This window comes from Enterobacter sp. S-33, assembly GCF_028735835.1.
In the GTDB taxonomy this organism is placed as follows: Bacteria; Pseudomonadota; Gammaproteobacteria; order Enterobacterales; family Enterobacteriaceae; genus Enterobacter; species Enterobacter vonholyi.
Genome location: NZ_CP117838.1, coordinates 2396253 through 2415496, shown reverse-complemented (window position 1 = coordinate 2415496; position 19244 = coordinate 2396253). Strand labels below are relative to the sequence as shown.

Here is a 19244-nt window from a genome sequence, read left to right as displayed (position 1 = left end):
GTGTGTTGTTCACTATAGTGTTACGTTGTGGCTACGATATTACACAACCGTATAGCTCGAACGCTACGGCATAAGCCATATTTTTTTGTTATCAAAAGCCCATTGAAATGCTCTTCATTCACTATAGTATGACGTCATGAACACCATAACAGACACGATGAATCAACGGATTAGCGCAAGAATTCGCCTGGAGCGTGAGTCTCGCGGGTGGTCCCTGAGCGAGCTGGCCGACCGGGCAGGCGTCTCCCGCGCCATGATCCACAAGATTGAACGCGGGGACAGTAGCCCGACGGCCACCTTGCTTGCCCGCCTGTCTGGCGCGTTTGGCATCAGCATGTCCACGCTGATTGCCCGGGCCGAGATGCAGGAAGGCAAGCTGCTGCGCCTTGCAAACCAGCCCGTCTGGCGCGATCCGCAGACGCACTACCTGCGCCGCCATGTTTCTCCCCGCACCGATCTGCCCATCGACCTTGTTCAGGTTGAACTGCCTGCGGGCAGCGATGTTCCGATGCCTGCATCTTCTTACGCGCTGGCGCGTCAGCTTATCTGGCTCCAGTCCGGTGAGCTGGTGTTTCAGGAGGGCGACACTCGCCACGAAATGCACGCCGGCGACTGTCTCGAACTGGGGCCGCCAAATGACTGCCGGTTCATCAACGAAACGAATGAAACCTGCATCTATCTGGTTGTACGGCTTAACCAGTCCGGCTCGTAATGCTAATGCGATAACGCCGATCGTGAGCCAGGCTGTAATAACATTTGTACCAGAAGGAGATCCTGATGAATCAACCTGTTTCGCAAAATCGCCGCTGGGTGCTGGCCTCTCGTCCTCAGGGTGCGCCGGTGGCGGAAAATTTTCGTCTGGAAACGCAGCCTGTTCCAGCCCCTGTTGAGGGGCAGCTTTTGCTTCGTACCGTCTGGCTGTCGCTGGACCCGTACATGCGGGGGCGCATGAGCGATGCGCCATCCTATTCACCGCCGGTTGAGCTAGGTGCGGTGATGGTGGGGGGAACGGTCAGCCGGGTTGAGCAGTCAAATCATCCCGATTTCAAACCGGGTGAATGGGTGCTGGGCTACAGCGGCTGGCAGGAGTATGACCTCTCGGACGGCAGCGGCCTTGTGAAGCTGGGCGAAAATCCGGCTCATCCTTCCTGGTCGCTGGGGATACTGGGTATGCCGGGCTTTACCGCCTATATGGGGCTGCTGGATATCGGGCAACCGAAAGCGGGTGAAACGCTGGTGGTGGCTGCGGCAACCGGTCCGGTTGGCGCGACCGTCGGGCAGATCGGCAAAATCAAGGGTTGTCGGGTGGTTGGTGTGGCCGGTGGCGCAGAGAAATGCCGCCATGCCGTTGAGGTTCTTGGGTTTGACCTGTGTCTGGATCATCACGCGGCCGATTTTGCCGACCAGCTGAAGCACGCCTGCCCGAAAGGAATTGATGTCTATTATGAAAACGTTGGCGGAAAAGTATTTGACGCCGTGCTGCCGTTACTCAATACCTCCGCGCGCGTGCCGGTATGCGGTCTGGTAAGCGGCTACAATGCGACGGGCTTGCCCGAGGGGCCGGATCGCCTGCCGCTCCTGATGGCGACCCTCCTGAAGAAACGCATTCGTATGCAGGGCTTTATCATCGGACAGGATTACGGGCACCGCATTAAGGAGTTCCAGGAAGAGATGGGGCGCTGGGTGCAGGAGGGGAAAATCCACTATCGCGAACAGGTAACGGACGGGCTGGAGAACGCCCCCGAGGCGCTGATTGGCCTGCTGGAAGGACGAAACTTCGGCAAAGTCGTGATTCGCGTCGCGAGTGACAATAAATAAACAGCAATATGGCGGGGTTTCCCGCCATATTTATTTGTGAAGATACGATATATTGTCTTTAATTACTGGACATAGCTTTTCGCGCCATCATCCCGGATGAGCCCGAAAACGATAAAAAAACAAAATTTGCTTTTTTTGCTGTTTTTACGTACTTCCCACCACCAGGCATGACGATACAGGATATATCGGACCAGCGCCGTTTTATTAAAACTGGCGTTTAAAAATAGCATTAAGTTTTAGCTACAGGAATTCCACATGCTTGATTTGGATCACTTAGAAAAAGCCCAAAGGGTTAGCCTTACTATGCAGGTTGAACACAGTTTGAAAGGAGCGTTAATTACAGGCTCACTCAAACCTGGGGCACGACTGATTACGAAAGAAATTGCCGATAAATTAGGAACCAGTATTACCCCTGTTCGCGAGGCGCTTTTGCGCCTGGTGTCATCAGGGGCATTACACGCTACGCCCGCGCAGGCATTTCTGGTTCCGGAGGTTACGCTGGAGCGCTATAACGAGATTAACGCCATAAGAAAACAGCTTGAGCCAATGGCGGTTGCCGCAGCCTGTCGGAATATGTCTGATAGCAAACTGGAGGCGTTGCGCAAATTGTCGGAGGCCTTCCATGAGGCCATGCGCAACGGGAACGTCCAGCAGGCGTTGCATGCGAATCGCGTCTTCCGGTTTACGCTGTATCAGTATGCGGAAATGCCTACGCTTAATGCATTAATTGAGCAGCTCTGGGTGCGCATCGGGCCCTGTATGAACTATCTGCATCAGGAGCTTAACGATATCAAAGCCTCGACATATCACTATGACGAACTCCTTTCCGCCCTTGAGAGAAGAGATGTTGTTGCCTGCCAGAAGGCGATTGATAAGGTGATTGATGAAGCGAATTTGCTTTTACAGCGACAATATTTTAACTAAGAGATTATTTAGCAGGGCGACTATATTTCGCACCTAATTATTTATCCGGTGAATAACTCCTGATGGTTTATTGCCATCAGGAGCGTTATTTCATTAATCAAATAAACTTTTCTTTTAGCTTACTCGAAGCGATAAGAGACCGACAGCCCGACTCCGTAGTTACGGCCTGGTGCAGGCTCGTAATAACGACCGTTAGACTCGTTGACAATAACCGAGCCCGCGTACTCTTTATCGAACAGGTTATCGACGCGGCCAAAGACGTCCATGCCCCAGCTGCCGTAGTTGAATTTATACCCTGTGTTCAGCCCGACCACCGTATACGACGGCGCTTTCGCCGTATTCTCGTCGTCGGCCATGATATCGCTCATGTAACGCACGTCCGTGCCCGCGTACCAGCCTTCCTCCGGCTGCCAGCCAAACGAGGCGAACCCCATATTGCGGGCAATACCCGGCATCCGGTTACCGTTACAGTCTGCGTCGCTGCAGACGTTAGTCCTGTAGGTGGCATCCAGATACGTCCACGCCATCTTCAGCTTCCAGTTCTCAGCAAACTGCTGATCGAGGGAAACTTCCACACCCTGACGACGAGTTTTCCCGGCATTTTTATAGGTTGTGCGGCCGCCTGAACTGGAGTCCACCACGATCTCGTCATCCGTATCGGTGCGGAACAACGCCGCCGTCAGCAGGCCGTTGCCGATTCGGGTTTTGCTGCCCACTTCATACGTATTGTTGGTGGACGGCTGCAGCCCAATGTTGAGGCCTCCCTGGTTATCGGCGCGATAGGAGAGTTCGTTGATAGTAGGCGTTTCGAATCCACGCCCTGCGGCAGCGTAGAGGTTCCATCCGTCCGTCACCGCATACTTCACGGAACCGGCCGGAAGCCATTTGTGATAGCTCGCGTCACCGCTGTCATCGCCGTTGCCCGGCGTAACGTAATGATCGTTGGAATCAAACCAGACCGAACTGTAGCGCACCCCCGCATCAACAGAGAGTTTCTGCGTCAGCTGCCAGCTCGTTTGCAGGTAAGGGTCAACGTTCCACATCAGGTTGCGTTCGTCGCGACGTTTATCGCCTTTGACCCCGTAGTCCGGCACGCCGTTGCTCATCGCGAAGTTCTCGTATCCGCGACGATCTTCACTCAGGTTTTCGTAGTTCAGACCCGTGGTAAAAGTCACCGGTACCAGCAGCTCGCCGCGGTGCGTCCAGCGGGTATCCACGCCCTGATAGTGGCGTTGCATATCAATCACCCCGCCGGAGTGAGTGGCTTTTAGCTGCGGCTGATACGGAATCGACTGGTACTGCGTCATTTCACGCTCGCCGGCGTACATCATCACGCTCAGGTCGTCCTGAGCGCTGAGCTGGCGATCGTAGCGCAGACCGGCCTGGGTCTGCTTGATGGTCTTGCGGGTGTTGTACTGGTCGCCGCGCGGAGACTGACGCGGATTGTTCTGCCACTCCTGATAGCTCAGCCCGCCCGGATCGTTGGCCTTCATGTCCACGCTGTTGAAAATCAGCGTCAGCTTGCTGACGTCGTCAATGCGCACGCCCAGTTTGGCGTTAGCGAGATTTTTCCGCGCGCCGCTGTGGTCGCGGTAGCCTTTGGTGGTGAAACGGGTGGTGGAAACGGTGTAATCCACATCGCCCGCGTGGGTGCCATCACCCATCGCGCCGGTGGCTTTCATGCCGTAGCGCCAGGTACCGTAGCTGCCGTAATAGCTGCTTGCTTCAATGGTCGGCGGCTGCTGCCCGGTCTGGGTGTTGATGTTAATCACGCCGCCGGAGGCGTTGCCGTACAGGGCAGAGAAGGGGCCGCGCAGCACTTCAACGCTCTCCACGCTGGAAAGATCGATGTTGGAGGTCTGGCCCTGTCCGTCCGGCATGGTTGCAGGGATACCGTCGACGTACATACGGATACCGCGCACCCCGAAGGTTGAGCGAGCGCCAAATCCGCGCATCGAAAGCTGGAGATCCTGGGCATAGTTCTGACGGTTCTGAATTTGCAGCCCGGGTACGCTGCCAAGAGATTCAGACAGGTTGATGCGCGGCGCGGCCTGGCGCATGTCATCGCCATTAACGACGCTGACCGCTGCCGGGGTATCGAGTTCCGATACGGTTTGCGGCGTGGCGCTGACGATCATGGTTTGTTCTTCCGCGCTCATTGCGGTGAGCGGCGCAAAAATAACAGGAACCAGCAGCAGCGGGAGAGAAGCCTTACGGGCAGAAATGATTTTCATGAATAAAACCGGTTGTGGTGTATAAACGAACCAAATGGAACATGTCCATATATGTTAAAGGTTTTGTAAAAGTTTTGAAAACTATAACCGCACATTGCGTTAATGGAAGGCGAAGCGGGAAAGAAAAACTCCACATTTAACACATTAATGATTACTATTCTCATTATCAAAAGGCAATGCCATGACGTTGTCTGCCGGAAGTGATGTCAGCCCAACCCCACTTTTCAGAAAAGGAATTGTTATGTCTTTACGTCATCTGTGCTCACCGCGTCTGAGCCTGTCACTGCTGTCTGCCACTTTACTGCTTGCCGGGACGTTCCAGGTGCATGCCGCCGAAGAGGTGCTGCGTAAAGCGGTGGGCAAAGGGGCGTATGAAATGGCGGTCAGCCAGCAGGAGAATGCGCTGTGGGTGGCGACCTCGCAAAGCCGTAAAACCGATAAGGGCGGAGTTGTCTACCGTCTTGATCCGGTCACGCTGGACGTGACGCAGGCGATCCATAGCGATCTCAAGCCCTTTGGTGCCACCATTGACAATGCGACCCAAACGCTGTGGTTCGGCAATACGATCAACGGCGCGGTAACCGCGATTGATGCTAAAACGGGTGACGTAAAAGGGCGGCTGGTGCTGGACGGGCGTCAACGCAGCGAAACCGTCAAACCGCTGCAGCCGCGCCAGCTGGTGGCGGACGACGCGAGCAACACCATTTACATCACCGGTGTCGGTAAAGAGAGCGTGATTTGGGTGGTGGATGGCGCCACGCTGAAGCTAAAAGAGACCATTGCCAGGACCGGTACTTACAGCACTGGCCTTGCGCTGGATGCGCAGGCTAAACGTCTGTACACCACGAATGCGGACGGCGAGCTGTTAACCATTGATACGGTCACGAACAAAATCCTGAGCCGTAAAAAAGTGCAGGATGACGGGAAAGAGCACTTCTACCTGAACCTGAGCCTCGACACAGCCGGTCAGCGTGCGTTCCTGACTGATTCAAAGCAGCCGGAAGTGCTGGTGGTGAGCCTGAAAGACGGCAGCGTGATCGCGAAAATAGCCGCGCCGGAATCCCTGGCGGTCCTGTTTAACCCGGCCCGCAATGAAGCCTATGTGACGCACCGTGAAGCCGGCAAGGTGAGCGTGATAGATGCGAAAACGTATAAGGTGACTAAAACGTTCGACACGCCGGTCTACCCGAACAGCCTGGCGCTCTCTGCGGATGGCAAAACCCTGTACGTGACGGTGAAGCAAAAATCCACCCGCCAGCAGGAAGCCACCCAGCCTGACGATGTCATTCGTATCGCGCTGTAAGATAAAAAAAGGGAAGGCATTTGCCTTCCCTTTTTAATGCTTACCGGATGCTTAACGCGAGGTTTCTTCCACCAGCGGCGCGTCGTGTTTTTCATCATCAGGATGAACCGGCGCGGTGCTGTGAATTTCATGAACGCGTTTACGCACGCCGAACCAGCCCGCAATAAGCAGCACGGCCAGCAGCGGAATGGTCGCGATGGTGTAGGTGCCGTTCGGGTAGTCGAACGCCATCAGCACCAGCACGCTGAACAGGAAGAGCAGGGTGAGCCAGGAGGTCACCGGCGCGCCAGGCAGCTTAAAGCTGACGTCAGCGGCTTTGCCTTCTTTAATCGCTTTGCGCAGACGCATCTGGCAGACCACGATAAAGCCCCAGGACGCGATAATCCCGAGTGCCGCCACGTTCAGAACGATTTCGAATACCTGAGACGGCACCAGATAGTTCAGGAACACGCCGAAGACATAGACCACCAGCGTAGCCAGAATACCGGCGTACGGCACGTGCTGCTTGCTCATCTTCGACATGAACTTTGGCGCAGAACCGCCCATGGACATGGAGCGCAGGATACGACCGGTAGAGTAAAGGCCGGAGTTCAGGCTGGAGAGCGCCGCGGTCAGGACCACGATGTTCATGATGCTGCCAACGTAAGGCACGCCCAGCTTAGAGAAGAAGGTCACGAACGGACTCTGACCCGCCTGATAGGCAGTCCACGGGAGCAGCAGAACCAGCAGCACCACGGAACCGACGTAGAACAGACCGATACGCCAGATCACGCTATTAATGGCTTTTGGCACCATGGTCTGCGGGTCTTTACATTCACCTGCTGCGGTACCCACCAGTTCGATGGAGGCGAAGGCGAACACGACGCCCTGAACCAGCACCAGCGCAGGCAGCAGACCGTGCGGGAAGAATCCACCGTTATCGGTTATCAGGTGGAAGCCGGTGGCATTGCCGTCCAGCGGCTTGCCGCTGCCCAGGAAGACGGTACCCACGACCAGGAACACCACGATGGCCAGTACTTTTACCAGCGCAAACCAGAACTCCATCTCCGCGAACCACTTCACGCCGATCATGTTCATGGTGCCGACAATCGCCAGCGCGCCAAGCGCAAAGACCCACTGTGGCACATCGCCAAACGCGCCCCAGTAGTGCATATACAGCGCTACGGCGGTGATATCGACGATACCGGTCATTGCCCAGTTGACGAAGTACATCCAGCCCGCAACGTAAGCGGCTTTTTCACCGAGGAATTCACGGGCATAAGAGACGAAGCTGCCGCTGGAAGGGCGATGCAGTACCAGTTCGCCCAGCGCGCGTAGAATGAAGAAAGAGAAGATCCCGCACACCAGATAGACCAGGGCGAGAGCCGGGCCAGCCATCTGCAGGCGTGCACCAGCACCTAAAAACAGACCCGTTCCGATAGCGCCGCCGATGGCGATCATTTGAACCTGACGGTTGCCCATCGCTTTGTGGTAGCCCTCTTCGTGGGAGTTCAACCAGCGACGTTTAGCAGCGTGATGATCGGCTGCGCTTTTATTGCTTGTTTTCATTGAGTTACCTGTTTGCCTGTCTGAACCATTATCGTGATAGTCCTGCCTGGCAGAGCGCAATACAAACGATTGCTTCTGCGCAAACACATGTCGCCTTCCCAGTCATTCTGCGTATGGATAAGGCGAAACATGGCGAGGCATCCTACCTGCAATTCATAAGCGACGCAAAATATAACCGTGCCGAAAGTGATGCACGTCGAAGGAAATCGTGTGGTCAGAGCAGACGGGGATCACAACACGCTGAATCGTGATGAGTTTTTAGTCAAAACAATCGCGAGGTTGATTATTTAATCATCAGAATATCTTAATTATTACCAGATGGTATAAATTGGGGTTACCTCAGAGCACCCGCCGTTAACATGAAACGGTAACAGGCGGGTGACGGATCTGCGATAACGCACAAAAATAATCTCAGGCTTCACAGACCCCGAACGGCTAACCGCCAAAAACGGCAATCGCCTGCTTAAGGCGCGTCGTGCGCTCCGTCAGGTGATTCGCGGCGTGAGTGACGTTATCCACCATCCCCGTATTGTTGTGGGTCATTGCGCCGATACGGGAGATGGATGCGTTGATGAGCGTCAGCGCCTGGGTTTGCTCCTGCGTGGCGTGGCCGATCTCCTTAATCAGGGAGGAGACCCGCAGCACGTTGTCGATCATAACCGTCAGCTGCGTTTCGGTCTGTTCCACTTTCTCCACGCCAGCGTTGACGCTGGCGACGTTTTTCTCGATCAGCGCTTTGATCTCTTTCGCCGCCGTCGCGGAGTGCTGCGCAAGATTACGCACCTCAGCCGCCACCACGGCAAAACCGCGCCCGGCTTCACCCGCACGCGCCGCTTCAACGGCAGCGTTCAGCGCAAGAATGTTGGTCTGGAAGGCAATGCGATCGATAACGCTGATAATATCAACGATCTGGCTGTTATCCTGCGACACGGACTGCATCATACCGATGGTCTCTTTCATCATCGCTTCACCGCGGTGTGCGCTGTCGCTGGTGCGATCGGCCATCTGGATCGCCTCGTTCGCGGTTTCAGCCGTCTGCTTCACCGCGCTGGCAATCTCTTCTACTGCCGACGCGGTTTGCTGCAGAAAGTCTGCTGTTTCTTCAGAGCGCGTCTGTAGCGCCGCACCTTCTTTGGCAACCTGCTGGCTGATGGTGCTAATTCCGCTGATTTGCGCCCCGACATCGTCAACCAGCGAATTCAGGTTCAAACCTGATTGATTCACCAGGCGCATCATCAGCCCGATGTCATCGATCCTGTCAAAATGGTAATAGTCCGTTTTACGTCCTGAAACCACGCGCTGCATCTGTTGCACAATGGATTTTAACGGACTGGCGATCTGCGCATGAAGATAATAACCCAGGGAAGTAAACAGCAGCACCAGACTTGCCGATTGCACAAATTTATCAGGAAATAAATACACGGCCAGACAGGAGAGTAACGCCGTCGTCGCAATACCAAGATGGATTCGTTTACTGGTGCTGAGACATTTAAAGAGCGAGATAAATGAAAATAAACCGCGTCGAACCAGCAATCCTTTATAAAAACGGTAATGTTTTAATTCGTTATTACGCACTTTTGTATAGAGTTTTTCACTGGCCGCAATCTCCTCGCGTGTGGGTTTATTTCGCACGGAAATATAGCCCGTCAGGGAGCCGCCCTGCCAGACCGGCGTCACGTTTGCTCGCACCCAGTAGTGATCGCCATTATGACGACGATTCTTCACCAGCCCGGTCCAGGTCTCACCTTGCTGCAGGGTAAACCACATGTCGCCAAACGCTTCGGCAGGCATGTCGGGATGGCGGATGAGGTTATGCGGCTCGCCCAAAAGATGCTCTTCTTTATATCCGCTGGCTTCAATAAAAGCGGAATTAGCGTAGGTAATATGACTTTTTGTATCGGTGGTCGACATTAACGTCGAACCATCGTTAAGTAAATACTCGTTTTGTGTAACGGGAGTGTTACGCCTCATGAGTAACTCCATGGTGATGTGCAAGAATAAAAAACATCCGGAAAATGCTCCGGCAAGATGAGGGTGATTATTTTTTATAACTGTCTTGTTCATATTCTCTCTGAAATTCTGACAGTCTGAAATACCCACCGTTCATTATTTTTAATCTGTTAATTTTGTCGGATGTAATAAAAATGAAAATATTTTCAGGGGCATTTTTGGATGGCGATGCAAATAAATGACATAACCCAAACTGCAAGAGGGAGATCGTCACTCTGGAAAAATTGTCATGCTGAAATAGCGTTTCGTTAACAGGATGAAAACGCTATCATTTGGTCAGTTTTCGTTAACACAGTGAGGCTGAGGTGAAAATTAACGTCATCGGAACCAGCGGGAGCGGAAAAAGCACGCTGGCGAAGCAGATTGCGACCGCGCTGTCTATTCCCTGTATCGAGATGGACAGACTCTACTGGCAGGCTGACTGGCAGGGCACGCCGGACGATGAGTTTCAGGAAAAGCTGGAGCAGGCGCTACAGGCTTCGCCAGACTGGGTGCTCGACGGAAACTACAACCGTACGCGACCGGTGAAATGGCGCAATGTAGACGTGGTGGTGTGGGTGGATTATGGGTTTGCCCGCACCCTCAGGCAGGCGGTTACCCGAGCAATAAAACGGGCCTGGCATAAACACGAGCTTTGGCCCGGAACGGGAAATAAAGAGAGTTTCCGGCGCGCGTTCTTCAGCAGAGAATCCATTATCATCTGGACGATCAAAACCTGGCGTAATAACCGCACGCGCTATGAAGCCGATCTGCAAAACCCGCAATACAGCCATATTCGCTTCGTCCGCATTACCCGTCGGGAGCAGGTGGAAACTCTGATCGCCTCCTTAAAGTCTTATTCTTAGCATGGTTTTATATATCTGATTTCCGGCAAACTAAATGTAAATTAATTGTTTCTCAGTGGTGAAATGCGCCTTTAATAATGTCGACATGTTAAGTCAAACGAGAACGCAACATGTCATGGCGAATCAGCATTCTGGATAAAAGCCCCATCGCTGAAAACGAAACGGCTGCCGATGCGCTGGCGCGTACCCTGGCGCTGGCGCAGCAGGCAGAAAATCTGGGCTATCACCGCTTCTGGATTGCCGAACACCACAACACCCCACAGCTTGCCAGCCCTTCGCCGGAGCTGCTGATTGCCTGGATCCTCGGACAGACCACGCGCATTCGCGTTGGCTCTGGCGGCGTGATGCTCCAGCACTACAGCCCTTATAAAGTCGCTGAGAATTTCAACGTGCTGGCCGCGCTGGCGCCTGGCCGCGTCGATCTCGGCGTCGGGAAAGCCCCCGGCGGATTACCGCTCTCAACCCGCGCGCTGCAGCAGGGCCTGAATCAACAGGAAAAGGGCAGCTTTGCAGAACAGCTGGCCCAGCTCGATCGCTGGATCCGTCCTGAGCATCAGTCAAATGAAGAGGCCGTCCGCGCCACGCCGCTGCCGCCGTCGCCTGCTGAGGGTTTCCTGCTGGGCGCGAGTATCGATAGCGCGCTGCTGGCCGCCGGGCTCGACTGGAACTTTGTGTTTGCCGCGCACCTGAACGGCGATCCGGACCTGCTGCGCGAGGTGGTTTCGACCTGGCGTAAGAATAGCGCGCGGAACGTGATTGTGGCGGTACAGGCGATCGTCGCGCCGACGCAGGCCGAGGCAGACGCGCTGGCGCAGAAGGTCGAAGTGTGGGGCGTTGAGCTGGCAAACGGACAGCGTGTCACCGTGGCCAGCGAAGAGCAGGCCTACGCGTTTGCGCGGCAGGCGGGCAGCGAGCCGGTGCGCATCGCACGTCGCGCGCAGTCGCTGCTGGCGGGCACCGCTGAGTCGGTAGTGGAACAGCTCAACGCGCTGCATCAGCAGTGGGGCATTGACGAATTTATAATCGACACGCCGGTGGCGGAGGGAGCAACGCGCGTCGCGTCGCTGCGTCTGCTGGCCGAGGCGCGTCTTAACAAGGAGGTCACCGTATGAGCTTTGGCGAACAGCTGATTGCCTGGCGTCGCGAACTGCACCAGAACCCGGAGCTGTCCGGCCAGGAAGTGGAGACCACAACGCGCCTGCGCCAGTGGCTGACGAATGCCGGGATTACCCTGCAGCCTTACGACCTGTCGACCGGGCTGGTGGCGGAAATCGGCTCGGGCAGCAAACTGATTGCGCTACGGGCGGATATTGATGCCCTGCCGATTGAAGAGCGCAGCGGCGTGCCGTTCAGCTCGCAGCGTGCAGGCGTAATGCACGCCTGCGGACACGATATCCACACCAGCGTGATCCTCGGCGCCGCGTTAAAGCTGAAAGAGCGGGAAGCCTCGCTAAACGGCCGGGTGCGGATCCTGTTTCAGCCTGCCGAAGAGAACTTTGGCGGTGCGAAGAGCATGGTGCGTGCCGGTGCCCTGCGCGATGTCAGCGCAATCTTCGGCATGCACAACGAGCCCGGCCTGCCGGTCGGTGAGTTCGCCACGCGCGGCGGGCCGTTCTATGCCAACGTCGATCGCTTTGTGATCCGCATTACCGGTAAAGGCGCGCACGCCGCGCGTCCTCACGAAGGCAACGACGCCATTGTGCTGGCAAGCCAGCTGGTGACGGCGCTGCAAAGCGTCGCCAGCCGCAACGTCAACACGCTGGATTCGGTGGTGCTGAGCGTGACCCGCATCGCGGGCGGTAACACCTGGAACGTGCTGCCGGAAAGCGTCGAGCTGGAAGGCACGCTGCGCACCCATCGCACGGAAGTGCAGCAGAATGTGAAAGCCCGCGTGGGTGAAATCGCCGCCGGGTTTGCCAGCGCCTTTAGCGCGCAGATTGATATCACCTGGTATGCCGGGCCCACCGCGCTGGTGAACGATGAGCGCTGGGCCGATTTTGCCACCTCGGTCGCGCGTGACGCCGGATATGAAACCCGGCACGCGGAACTGCATATGGGCGGGGAAGATTTTGCGGTCTATTTGCAGTCAGTTCCCGGCGCGTTTGTCAGCATTGGCAGCAACAGCCCGTATGGTTTACATCATCCGGCCTTCAACCCGGATGAAGCGCTGATTGAGCCCGCTGCCCGCTATTTTGCACAGCTTGCGGAAAAAGCCCTGCAACACGTTTAATTCAGGAGAGGTAAATATGTCTGCAACCCGACAACTGCGGCTGGGCACCATTCTGCATGGTGCATCCGGAAATATGTCCGCGTGGCGCCATCCTGCGGCGATCGCCGACGCCAGTATTAATTTCGACTTCGTGAAAGCGACGGCGTTAAAGGCCGAGGAAGGTAAGCTCGATTTTCTCTTTGTGGCCGACGGTCTCTATATTAACGAGAAATCGATCCCTCATTTTCTGAATCGTTTTGAACCGTTAACCGTGCTTTCCGCACTGGCCAGCATCACCTCGCGCCTGGGACTGGTGGGAACCTTATCCACCTCCTACAGCGAGCCCTTCACCACGGCGCGCCAGTTTGCCAGCCTCGATCACCTCAGTAACGGTCGTGCGGGCTGGAACGTGGTGACCTCGCCGCTGGAAGGGTCGGCGAAGAACTTTTCCCGAGAAAAACACCCCGAACACGCGCTGCGCTACCGGATTGCGGATGAGTATCTCGACGTGGTGAAAGGGCTGTGGGATTCCTGGGAAGGCGACGCGTTTATCCGCAACAAAGAGAGCGGTCAATTTTTTGACCCGGCCAAACTGCATACGCTCGATCACCACGGTGACTTCTTCCAGGTCGCCGGTCCGCTGAATATTGGCCGCACGCCGCAGGGTCGCCCGATTGTCTTTCAGGCCGGGGCGTCGGACGACGGGAAAAAACTGGCGGCGAAACATGCCGACGCCATTTTCACCCACCACGAGACCTTCGACGAGGCAAAAGCCTTTTATCAGGACGTAAAACAGCAGCTGGAAACAAACGGTCGCCGCGCCTCGGATCTCCATATTTTCCAGGGCGTCAGCGTGATTGTGGGTAAAGACGCCGATGACGTGGAAAATCAGTACCAGACCACGGCGGCGCTGGTGTCGATTAACGACGCCCTCAATTACCTCGGACGCTATTTTGAACATCACGATTTCAGCCAGTATCCGCTCGACGAGCCGTTCCCGGATATCGGCGACTTAGGCAAAAACAGCTTCCGCAGCACCACCGATGAAATTAAGCGTAATGCCCGAGAGCGCAACTTAACCCTGCGTCAGGTGGCCCTTGAAGCCGCTTCGCCGCGTCCGCGTTTTTCCGGTACGCCGGAAGAGGTAGCCGATGGTCTGCAGGCCTGGTTCGAAGGCTATGCCGCAGACGGCTTCATCATTCAGGGCGGCACGCCGGACACCTTCCCGCGCTTTGTTGACCAGGTGGTACCTGTTCTGCAGGCCCGCGGCCTGTTCCGTTCCGACTACCCGGGCACCACGCTGCGCGAAAGCCTTGGCTTAGACCAACCGAAAAACCAGTACACACAACAATAAAAGAGAACCCCGCTATGCAGAAATCATCGCTTGTTCTGGCGCTCGCGCTGGCTTTTACCCCTGCCGTCTGGGCAGAGAACGTCAATATTAACGGCACCGGCGTGAGCATTGAGGCCAATAAAACGCCGATTAATACCGCCAAAAACAATGATGCGGTGGCACAGCTGCCGAAAGACTATCGCTTTGCCGTGCCGGGGAAATTTACCGTGGCGGTGGCGGGCCTCAATCAACCGCCGCTGACGGTTTTCTCCGACGACAACAAAACGCTGCTGGGAAGCGAGGTTGACGTCGCCCGTCTGGTCGCCGACAGCCTGGGGCTGGAGCTGAACGTGGTGCCAACCTCCTGGGAAGACTGGCCCCTGGGCGTGGCGTCCGGGAAATACGATGCGGCCATCAGCAACATCACCGTTACCAAAGAGCGTAAAGAGAAGTTTGATTTCGCCACCTACCGGAAGGACTCCCTCGGCTTTTATGTGAAATCCACCAGCCCGATTACGTCGCTGCAGAAGGCGGAAGACATCGCCGGGCTGCGGATTATCGTCGGCTCCGGCACCAATCAGGAGGCCATCCTGCTGGCATGGAATGCTGAAAATCTGAAGAAAGGATTGAAGCCCTTTACCCCGATCTACACCAAAGACGATGCGGCCCAAACCCTGGCGCTGCAGTCCGGGCGCGCGGATGCCTACTTTGGTCCGAACGTGATTGGCGCATGGAAAGCGGCGCTGAACGGAAAAACCAAACTGGTGGGCAGCGTCGACGGCGGCTGGCCGAAGGCTGCGCACATCGCGGTCACGCTGAAGAAAGGCAGCGGGCTGGTTGAGCCGGTGCAAACCGCGCTGAACGGCGTCATCAAAAACGGCGATTACGACAAAGTGCTGAACCGCTGGGGTGAAGGGGTTGAGCGCATTCCTCAGTCAGAAGTGAACCCGGCAGGCCTGGGCGATTAAGGAGGCGTGATGAGCGAACGATTTCGTGATGTTTCACCGGAAGATGCCGAGCTTCAGCCCATTATCGAGGGGCTGTTCGGGGAATATGCGGCCCGCTACGGGGACTACTTCTCTAAAGACGCGGAAGTGGAGCTCACCGAGTGGTATTTAGCGCCGCAGGGGCTGTTTATCGTCCTGGAGCGCGACGGGAAGATTATCGCCACCGGCGCGTACAAACCGTTCGACGAACGCACCGCAGAAATCAAACGCATCTGGACGGATAAAACCCTGCGTCAGCAGGGGCTTGCCGGGCGCGTGGTGCAGGAGCTTGAGCGCAGGGCGGTGCTGGCAGGGTACAGTCAGATCTACCTGACAACCGGCTTTCGCCAGCCGGAAGCGGTCAGGCTCTATCTCAGCCAGGGCTATCAGGCGCAGTTCGATCTGAACCGCGATCCGGAAGAGTACAGCCAGCCGCCGTTTGACGGTCGGCTGCGATTCACTAAAACGCTGGTACGCGAAGCGTTCAGTAAAACCGCATGAGGAACGACGATGAGCAACGTTGAAACCATTAAGGTGGTCCCGGCGCGTTATCCGCTGCGGGCCGTCGGCGCCGCGGTGGCGCTGTTTGTCCTGGCGGTCGTGATTCAGTCAGTCGCCTTTAACCCGCGCTGGGAGTGGGCGGTGTTCGCCCGCTGGTTCTTCGACCCGGTGATCCTCGAAGGCGTCGGGCAGACCCTGCTGCTGACGCTGATCGGTACCGCGCTGAGCGTGGTGTTTGGCGGCATGCTGGCCCTGGCGAGACTCTCTTCTTCCTGGCTGCTGAGCAGCCTGGCGTGGGCCTACATCTGGCTGTTTCGCTCGCTGCCGCTGATCGTCGTACTGATTATCCTGTACAACTTTTCCTATCTCTACGACACGCTCTCTCTCGGCGTGCCGTTCACCGGCATCACCTGGGGCAGCTTTGAAACTATCAACGTGCTGGGGCAGTTCTCTACCGCCGTGGTGGGGTTAACCCTGGTGCAGAGCGCCTATACTGCCGAGATCGTTCGCGGCGGATTCCTCGGGGTCGATCACGGGCAGTATGAGGCCGCCGCCGCGCTCGGCCTGCCGGCCTGGCGCCGCACGGTCCGCATTATTTTGCCTCAGGCGCTGCGCACTATTCTGCCGTCGGGCTTCAATGAAATCATCAGCCTCGCCAAGGGCACGGCGATGGTGTACGTCCTGGCGATGCCGGAGCTGTTTTATACCATCCAGATGATCTACAACCGCACGCAGGAGGTGATCCCGCTGCTGATGGTCGGTGCCGCGTGGTACCTGGCGATCACCACCGTCCTGTCCGCTATCCAGTACGGTGTTGAACGCGCGCTTGCCCGCAGCGAACGTCGCTCTGCGGTTAATCAGAACCGTGCCGCTCGTCGTATCCGTTCCGTCACCACCACGACAGCACAGGAGCCTATCCATGCAAGCCTCTCCTGAAGGACATATCTTGATTACCGGCGTCAGCAAGTATTTTGGACGCCATAAGGCGCTCGACAACGTTTCGCTTGAGATCCCGCCCGGTTCCGTGACGGTCATTCTCGGGCCGTCCGGGTCGGGCAAATCGACGCTGCTGCGCACCATTAACCACCTGGAGCGCGTCGACGAAGGCTTTATTCAGATTGACGGTGACTACATTGGCTACCGTCGTCAGGGCGACAAGCTCTACGAGCTGAAGGAGAAAGAGATCCTCAAGCAGCGCGTCAACGTGGGCTACGTTTTTCAGAACTTCAACCTCTTTCCGCACCTCACGGTGCTGGAAAACCTGATTGAGGCGCCCATCGCGCATAAAAAGCTCAGCAAAAAAGAGGCGGTGGAAAGAGCGTACAGCCTGCTGGATGTGGTCGGACTGCGGGATAAAGCCGATGCCTGGTCCCGGCATCTTTCCGGCGGGCAACAGCAGCGTATTGCCATTGCCCGCGCGCTGGCGTTACGTCCACGCGTGATGCTGTTTGATGAACCCACCTCGGCGCTGGATCCGGAGCTGGTGGGGGAAGTGCTGGATGTTATCAAAAAACTGGCCCGCTCCGGCACTACGCTGGTGGTGGTCACTCACGAGATCGGCTTTGCCCGGGAAGTGGCGGATCAGGTGGTGTTTATGGTCGACGGAAAAATTGTCGAGCAGGGCAGCAGTGACGAGGTGTTAAACCGTCCGTCACACGCGCGAACGCGCCAGTTCTTGTCAAAAGTGCTGTAAGGAGCGCAGATGAAATACGGACTTCTGGCGGGGCTACTTTTTACGACGGCGAGCCACGCCAGCATCGATCTGAAAGCCAACGAACAGCCGCTGCCGGTGACGGTGGATCGGCAGGCCGTGGCGAAGATCCCCGCCGGTTATAAATTCGTTGAGCCGGGTACGCTGACGGTCGCCGTCTCGATGCTGAACTCCCCGCCGCTGGCGCTGCTGGCCAGCGATAACCGCACGCGGATTGGCAGCGACCCGGATATTGCTCGCCTGCTGGCGGGCAGCCTGGGGCTGAAGCTAAAGCTGGTGCCGACGGCGTGGGAAGACTGGCCGCTGGGGATCGCTTCCGGGCGCTACGACGTGGCGCTGGTGAACATTGCTGTGACCGAACAGCGTAAAGAGAAGTTTGATTTTGCGACCTACCGCGTCGATTCGCTGGCGTTTTCGGTGAAATCGACCAGCGAGATTAAGTCAATCAAAAGCGCGGCAGATCTGGCCGGGAAAAGGGTGATTGTTGGCTCTGGCACCAATCAGGAGCGCATCCTGCTGGGCTGGAATGAAGAGAACAAAAAGGCGGGGCGGGCGCCCGCGCTCCCGGTCTATCTCCACGACGATGCCTCGGGCAATCTCTATATCCAGTCCGGCAGGGCAGATGTGTTCTTTGGCCCTCAGTCGGTTTCAGCTTACAAAGCGGCGCTCACCGGCAAAACCCGCGTGGTCGGTTTAGGGCCGAAGAAAGCTTATGTCGCCACCACGACCAAAAAAGGCAATCAACTGGTTTACGCGCTGCAGGCCGCGCTGAACGGTGCGATTGAGCGCGGAGAGTACCAGAAGGTGCTGGCGCGCTGGGGCGAGCAGGGCGAAGCGGTGACGCAATCGGAGGTCAACCCGCCTGGGATAACCTACTAAGGGTGCTCTACACTTAGGGTTTTCATTCCCGAGGGGGGCAACATGATTAAACTCTATGGCGTACCCGGCTGGGGCTCGGCGATCGGTGAAGTGATGCTGACCCTGGCTGATATCCCTTATCAATTTATCAACGTTGACGGGTTTGACCAGCCCGGCCCGCAGCGTGAATTGCTGCAAAAGCTCAACCCGCTGTGTCAGGTACCCACGCTGGAACTCGAAAACGGCGCGATCATGACCGAAACGGCGGCGATTGCCCTGATGGTGCTCGACCGGTGTCCCGATCTTGCTCCACCCGTGGGGCAGGCAGAGCGTCAGCAGTTTCAGCGTTTGCTCATCTGGTTTGTGGCCAACGTCTATCCCACGTTTACCTATGCAGACTATCCCGAACGCTGGGTGCCGGATGAGCCGGAACAGCTGCAAAAAAGCTGCATCGAATACCGGAAATCCCTCTATTTGTGGTTCGAAAGCCAGCTCAAGGCTGCCCCGTTCGCGCTGGGGGAAAGGCTGACGCTGCTGGATGTGTATATTACGGTGGCGCGCACCTGGGGGCCTCGTCACGCATGGTTTGCCGAGAACACCCCTAAATTCACGGCGATTGCGGACACCGTATGTCAGCTGCCGGAACTGCACAAGGTGTTAAAGGCAAATAATATTATCTGATAACGTGGAACCCACATTCACAACCGGAAGCCTGCACATGCCACACGTAGATATCAAATGTTTTCCCCGTGATTTGAACGACGAACAAAAAACCGCACTGGCCGAGGATATTGCTGAGGTCATCATTCGCCATTTCAACAGCAAAGACAGTTCCGTGTCCGTTGCGTTGAATCAGGTGAACCAAGAGGACTGGAAGGCGCAGGTCTGGGATACCGAAATAGGACCGAAGCTGGACGAACTAATCAAAAAGCCAGGCTATTCGATGTAAGCGCAACTGCCGGGG

At 56.4% G+C, this 19244-nt stretch carries 16 protein-coding genes and 1 pseudogene; 14 read left to right on the top strand and 3 right to left on the bottom strand.

Annotation, left to right across the window (positions count from 1 at the left end):
- Positions 1 to 136 precede the first annotated feature (136 nt).
- The 3 genes from PUP35_RS11365 to PUP35_RS11355 all read left to right on the top strand — a co-directional run bounded on the left by PUP35_RS11365 (position 137) and on the right by PUP35_RS11355 (position 2742).
- Positions 137 to 712 (top strand): helix-turn-helix domain-containing protein, encoded by a 576-nt coding sequence (locus tag PUP35_RS11365; RefSeq protein WP_008501301.1) that lies wholly within the window; start codon positions 137 to 139, stop codon positions 710 to 712.
- A gap of 65 nt (positions 713 to 777) precedes the next feature.
- Positions 778 to 1818: an NADP-dependent oxidoreductase gene (locus tag PUP35_RS11360; protein ID WP_274239479.1), complete on the top strand. Its 1041-nt coding sequence runs from the start codon at positions 778 to 780 to the stop codon at positions 1816 to 1818.
- A gap of 255 nt (positions 1819 to 2073) precedes the next feature.
- Positions 2074 to 2742: a GntR family transcriptional regulator gene (locus PUP35_RS11355; protein WP_274239477.1), complete on the top strand. Its 669-nt coding sequence runs from the start codon at positions 2074 to 2076 to the stop codon at positions 2740 to 2742.
- Positions 2743 to 2861: 119 nt separating this feature from the next.
- Here the strand turns inward: PUP35_RS11355 and pqqU are convergent, their stop codons facing one another.
- Positions 2862 to 4976, bottom strand: a complete 2115-nt coding sequence (pqqU, locus tag PUP35_RS11350; protein WP_274239475.1) for a TonB-dependent receptor PqqU — start codon at positions 4974 to 4976, stop codon at positions 2862 to 2864.
- Between the two features lie 241 nt (positions 4977 to 5217).
- On the opposite strand from pqqU, the gene yncE reads away from it, so the two are divergent.
- A complete protein-coding gene (gene yncE, locus PUP35_RS11345; RefSeq protein ID WP_274239473.1) occupies positions 5218 to 6279 on the top strand; it encodes a 7-bladed beta-propeller protein YncE in 1062 nt (353 codons plus the stop codon).
- A gap of 51 nt (positions 6280 to 6330) precedes the next feature.
- On the opposite strand, the gene ansP is transcribed toward yncE, so the two are convergent.
- The gene (ansP, locus tag PUP35_RS11340; protein ID WP_111963662.1) at positions 6331 to 7827 is read right to left on the bottom strand and encodes an L-asparagine permease; all 1497 of its coding nucleotides are present in this window, start codon (positions 7825 to 7827) and stop codon (positions 6331 to 6333) included.
- A 435-nt stretch (positions 7828 to 8262) separates the two neighbouring features.
- Positions 8263 to 9798 carry a methyl-accepting chemotaxis protein gene (locus PUP35_RS11335; RefSeq protein WP_274239470.1) on the bottom strand — a complete coding sequence of 512 codons (1536 nt, stop codon included), beginning with the start codon at positions 9796 to 9798 and terminating at the stop codon, positions 8263 to 8265.
- 344 nt (positions 9799 to 10142) lie between these two features.
- On the opposite strand from PUP35_RS11335, the gene PUP35_RS11330 reads away from it, so the two are divergent.
- The 10 genes and pseudogenes from PUP35_RS11330 (at position 10143) to pptA (ending at position 19229) form a co-directional block, all read left to right on the top strand.
- Positions 10143 to 10682 (top strand): AAA family ATPase, encoded by a 540-nt coding sequence (locus PUP35_RS11330; RefSeq protein ID WP_115875251.1) that lies wholly within the window; start codon positions 10143 to 10145, stop codon positions 10680 to 10682.
- Between the two features lie 110 nt (positions 10683 to 10792).
- Complete coding sequence (locus tag PUP35_RS11325) at positions 10793 to 11794, top strand: LLM class flavin-dependent oxidoreductase (RefSeq protein WP_274239467.1); 1002 nt, start codon at positions 10793 to 10795, stop codon at positions 11792 to 11794.
- On the top strand, positions 11791 to 12912 hold the full coding sequence (locus tag PUP35_RS11320; RefSeq protein ID WP_115875247.1) for a M20 peptidase aminoacylase family protein: 1122 nt from the start codon (positions 11791 to 11793) through the stop codon (positions 12910 to 12912). The genes PUP35_RS11325 and PUP35_RS11320 overlap by 4 nt, the downstream gene beginning before the upstream one ends.
- A gap of 16 nt (positions 12913 to 12928) precedes the next feature.
- A pseudogene (locus PUP35_RS11315) lies at positions 12929 to 15192 on the top strand (NtaA/DmoA family FMN-dependent monooxygenase).
- A 9-nt stretch (positions 15193 to 15201) separates the two neighbouring features.
- A complete protein-coding gene (locus PUP35_RS11310) occupies positions 15202 to 15711 on the top strand; it encodes a GNAT family N-acetyltransferase (RefSeq protein WP_032656866.1) in 510 nt (169 codons plus the stop codon).
- A gap of 9 nt (positions 15712 to 15720) precedes the next feature.
- Positions 15721 to 16647 (top strand): amino acid ABC transporter permease, encoded by a 927-nt coding sequence (locus tag PUP35_RS11305; protein WP_133294512.1) that lies wholly within the window; start codon positions 15721 to 15723, stop codon positions 16645 to 16647.
- Positions 16631 to 17404 carry an amino acid ABC transporter ATP-binding protein gene (locus PUP35_RS11300; protein WP_271367984.1) on the top strand — a complete coding sequence of 258 codons (774 nt, stop codon included), beginning with the start codon at positions 16631 to 16633 and terminating at the stop codon, positions 17402 to 17404. The genes PUP35_RS11305 and PUP35_RS11300 overlap by 17 nt, the downstream gene beginning before the upstream one ends.
- Positions 17405 to 17413: 9 nt before the next feature.
- Positions 17414 to 18301: an ABC transporter substrate-binding protein gene (locus PUP35_RS11295; protein ID WP_115875239.1), complete on the top strand. Its 888-nt coding sequence runs from the start codon at positions 17414 to 17416 to the stop codon at positions 18299 to 18301.
- Positions 18302 to 18343: 42 nt separating this feature from the next.
- Positions 18344 to 18961 carry a glutathione S-transferase family protein gene (locus PUP35_RS11290; RefSeq protein ID WP_274239465.1) on the top strand — a complete coding sequence of 206 codons (618 nt, stop codon included), beginning with the start codon at positions 18344 to 18346 and terminating at the stop codon, positions 18959 to 18961.
- A 37-nt stretch (positions 18962 to 18998) separates the two neighbouring features.
- A complete protein-coding gene (gene pptA / locus PUP35_RS11285) occupies positions 18999 to 19229 on the top strand; it encodes a tautomerase PptA (RefSeq protein ID WP_023335848.1) in 231 nt (76 codons plus the stop codon).
- Positions 19230 to 19244: the final 15 nt, after the last annotated feature.

Excerpts from the sequence above, each read along its gene's own strand:
- PUP35_RS11290 (WP_274239465.1), top strand. The coding sequence starts at position 18,344 with ATGATTAAACTCTATGGCGTACCCGGCTGGGGCTCGGCGATCGGTGAA.
- PUP35_RS11325 (WP_274239467.1), top strand. The coding sequence starts at position 10,793 with ATGTCATGGCGAATCAGCATTCTGGATAAAAGCCCCATCGCTGAAAAC.
- PUP35_RS11335 (WP_274239470.1), bottom strand. The coding sequence starts at position 9,798 with ATGAGGCGTAACACTCCCGTTACACAAAACGAGTATTTACTTAACGAT.
- pqqU (WP_274239475.1), bottom strand. The coding sequence starts at position 4,976 with ATGAAAATCATTTCTGCCCGTAAGGCTTCTCTCCCGCTGCTGCTGGTT.
- PUP35_RS11300 (WP_271367984.1), top strand. The coding sequence starts at position 16,631 with ATGCAAGCCTCTCCTGAAGGACATATCTTGATTACCGGCGTCAGCAAG.
- pptA (WP_023335848.1), top strand. The coding sequence starts at position 18,999 with ATGCCACACGTAGATATCAAATGTTTTCCCCGTGATTTGAACGACGAA.
- ansP (WP_111963662.1), bottom strand. The coding sequence starts at position 7,827 with ATGAAAACAAGCAATAAAAGCGCAGCCGATCATCACGCTGCTAAACGT.
- PUP35_RS11295 (WP_115875239.1), top strand. The coding sequence starts at position 17,414 with ATGAAATACGGACTTCTGGCGGGGCTACTTTTTACGACGGCGAGCCAC.
- PUP35_RS11310 (WP_032656866.1), top strand. The coding sequence starts at position 15,202 with ATGAGCGAACGATTTCGTGATGTTTCACCGGAAGATGCCGAGCTTCAG.
- yncE (WP_274239473.1), top strand. The coding sequence starts at position 5,218 with ATGTCTTTACGTCATCTGTGCTCACCGCGTCTGAGCCTGTCACTGCTG.
- PUP35_RS11355 (WP_274239477.1), top strand. The coding sequence starts at position 2,074 with ATGCTTGATTTGGATCACTTAGAAAAAGCCCAAAGGGTTAGCCTTACT.
- PUP35_RS11360 (WP_274239479.1), top strand. The coding sequence starts at position 778 with ATGAATCAACCTGTTTCGCAAAATCGCCGCTGGGTGCTGGCCTCTCGT.
- PUP35_RS11320 (WP_115875247.1), top strand. The coding sequence starts at position 11,791 with ATGAGCTTTGGCGAACAGCTGATTGCCTGGCGTCGCGAACTGCACCAG.
- PUP35_RS11305 (WP_133294512.1), top strand. The coding sequence starts at position 15,721 with ATGAGCAACGTTGAAACCATTAAGGTGGTCCCGGCGCGTTATCCGCTG.
- PUP35_RS11365 (WP_008501301.1), top strand. The coding sequence starts at position 137 with ATGAACACCATAACAGACACGATGAATCAACGGATTAGCGCAAGAATT.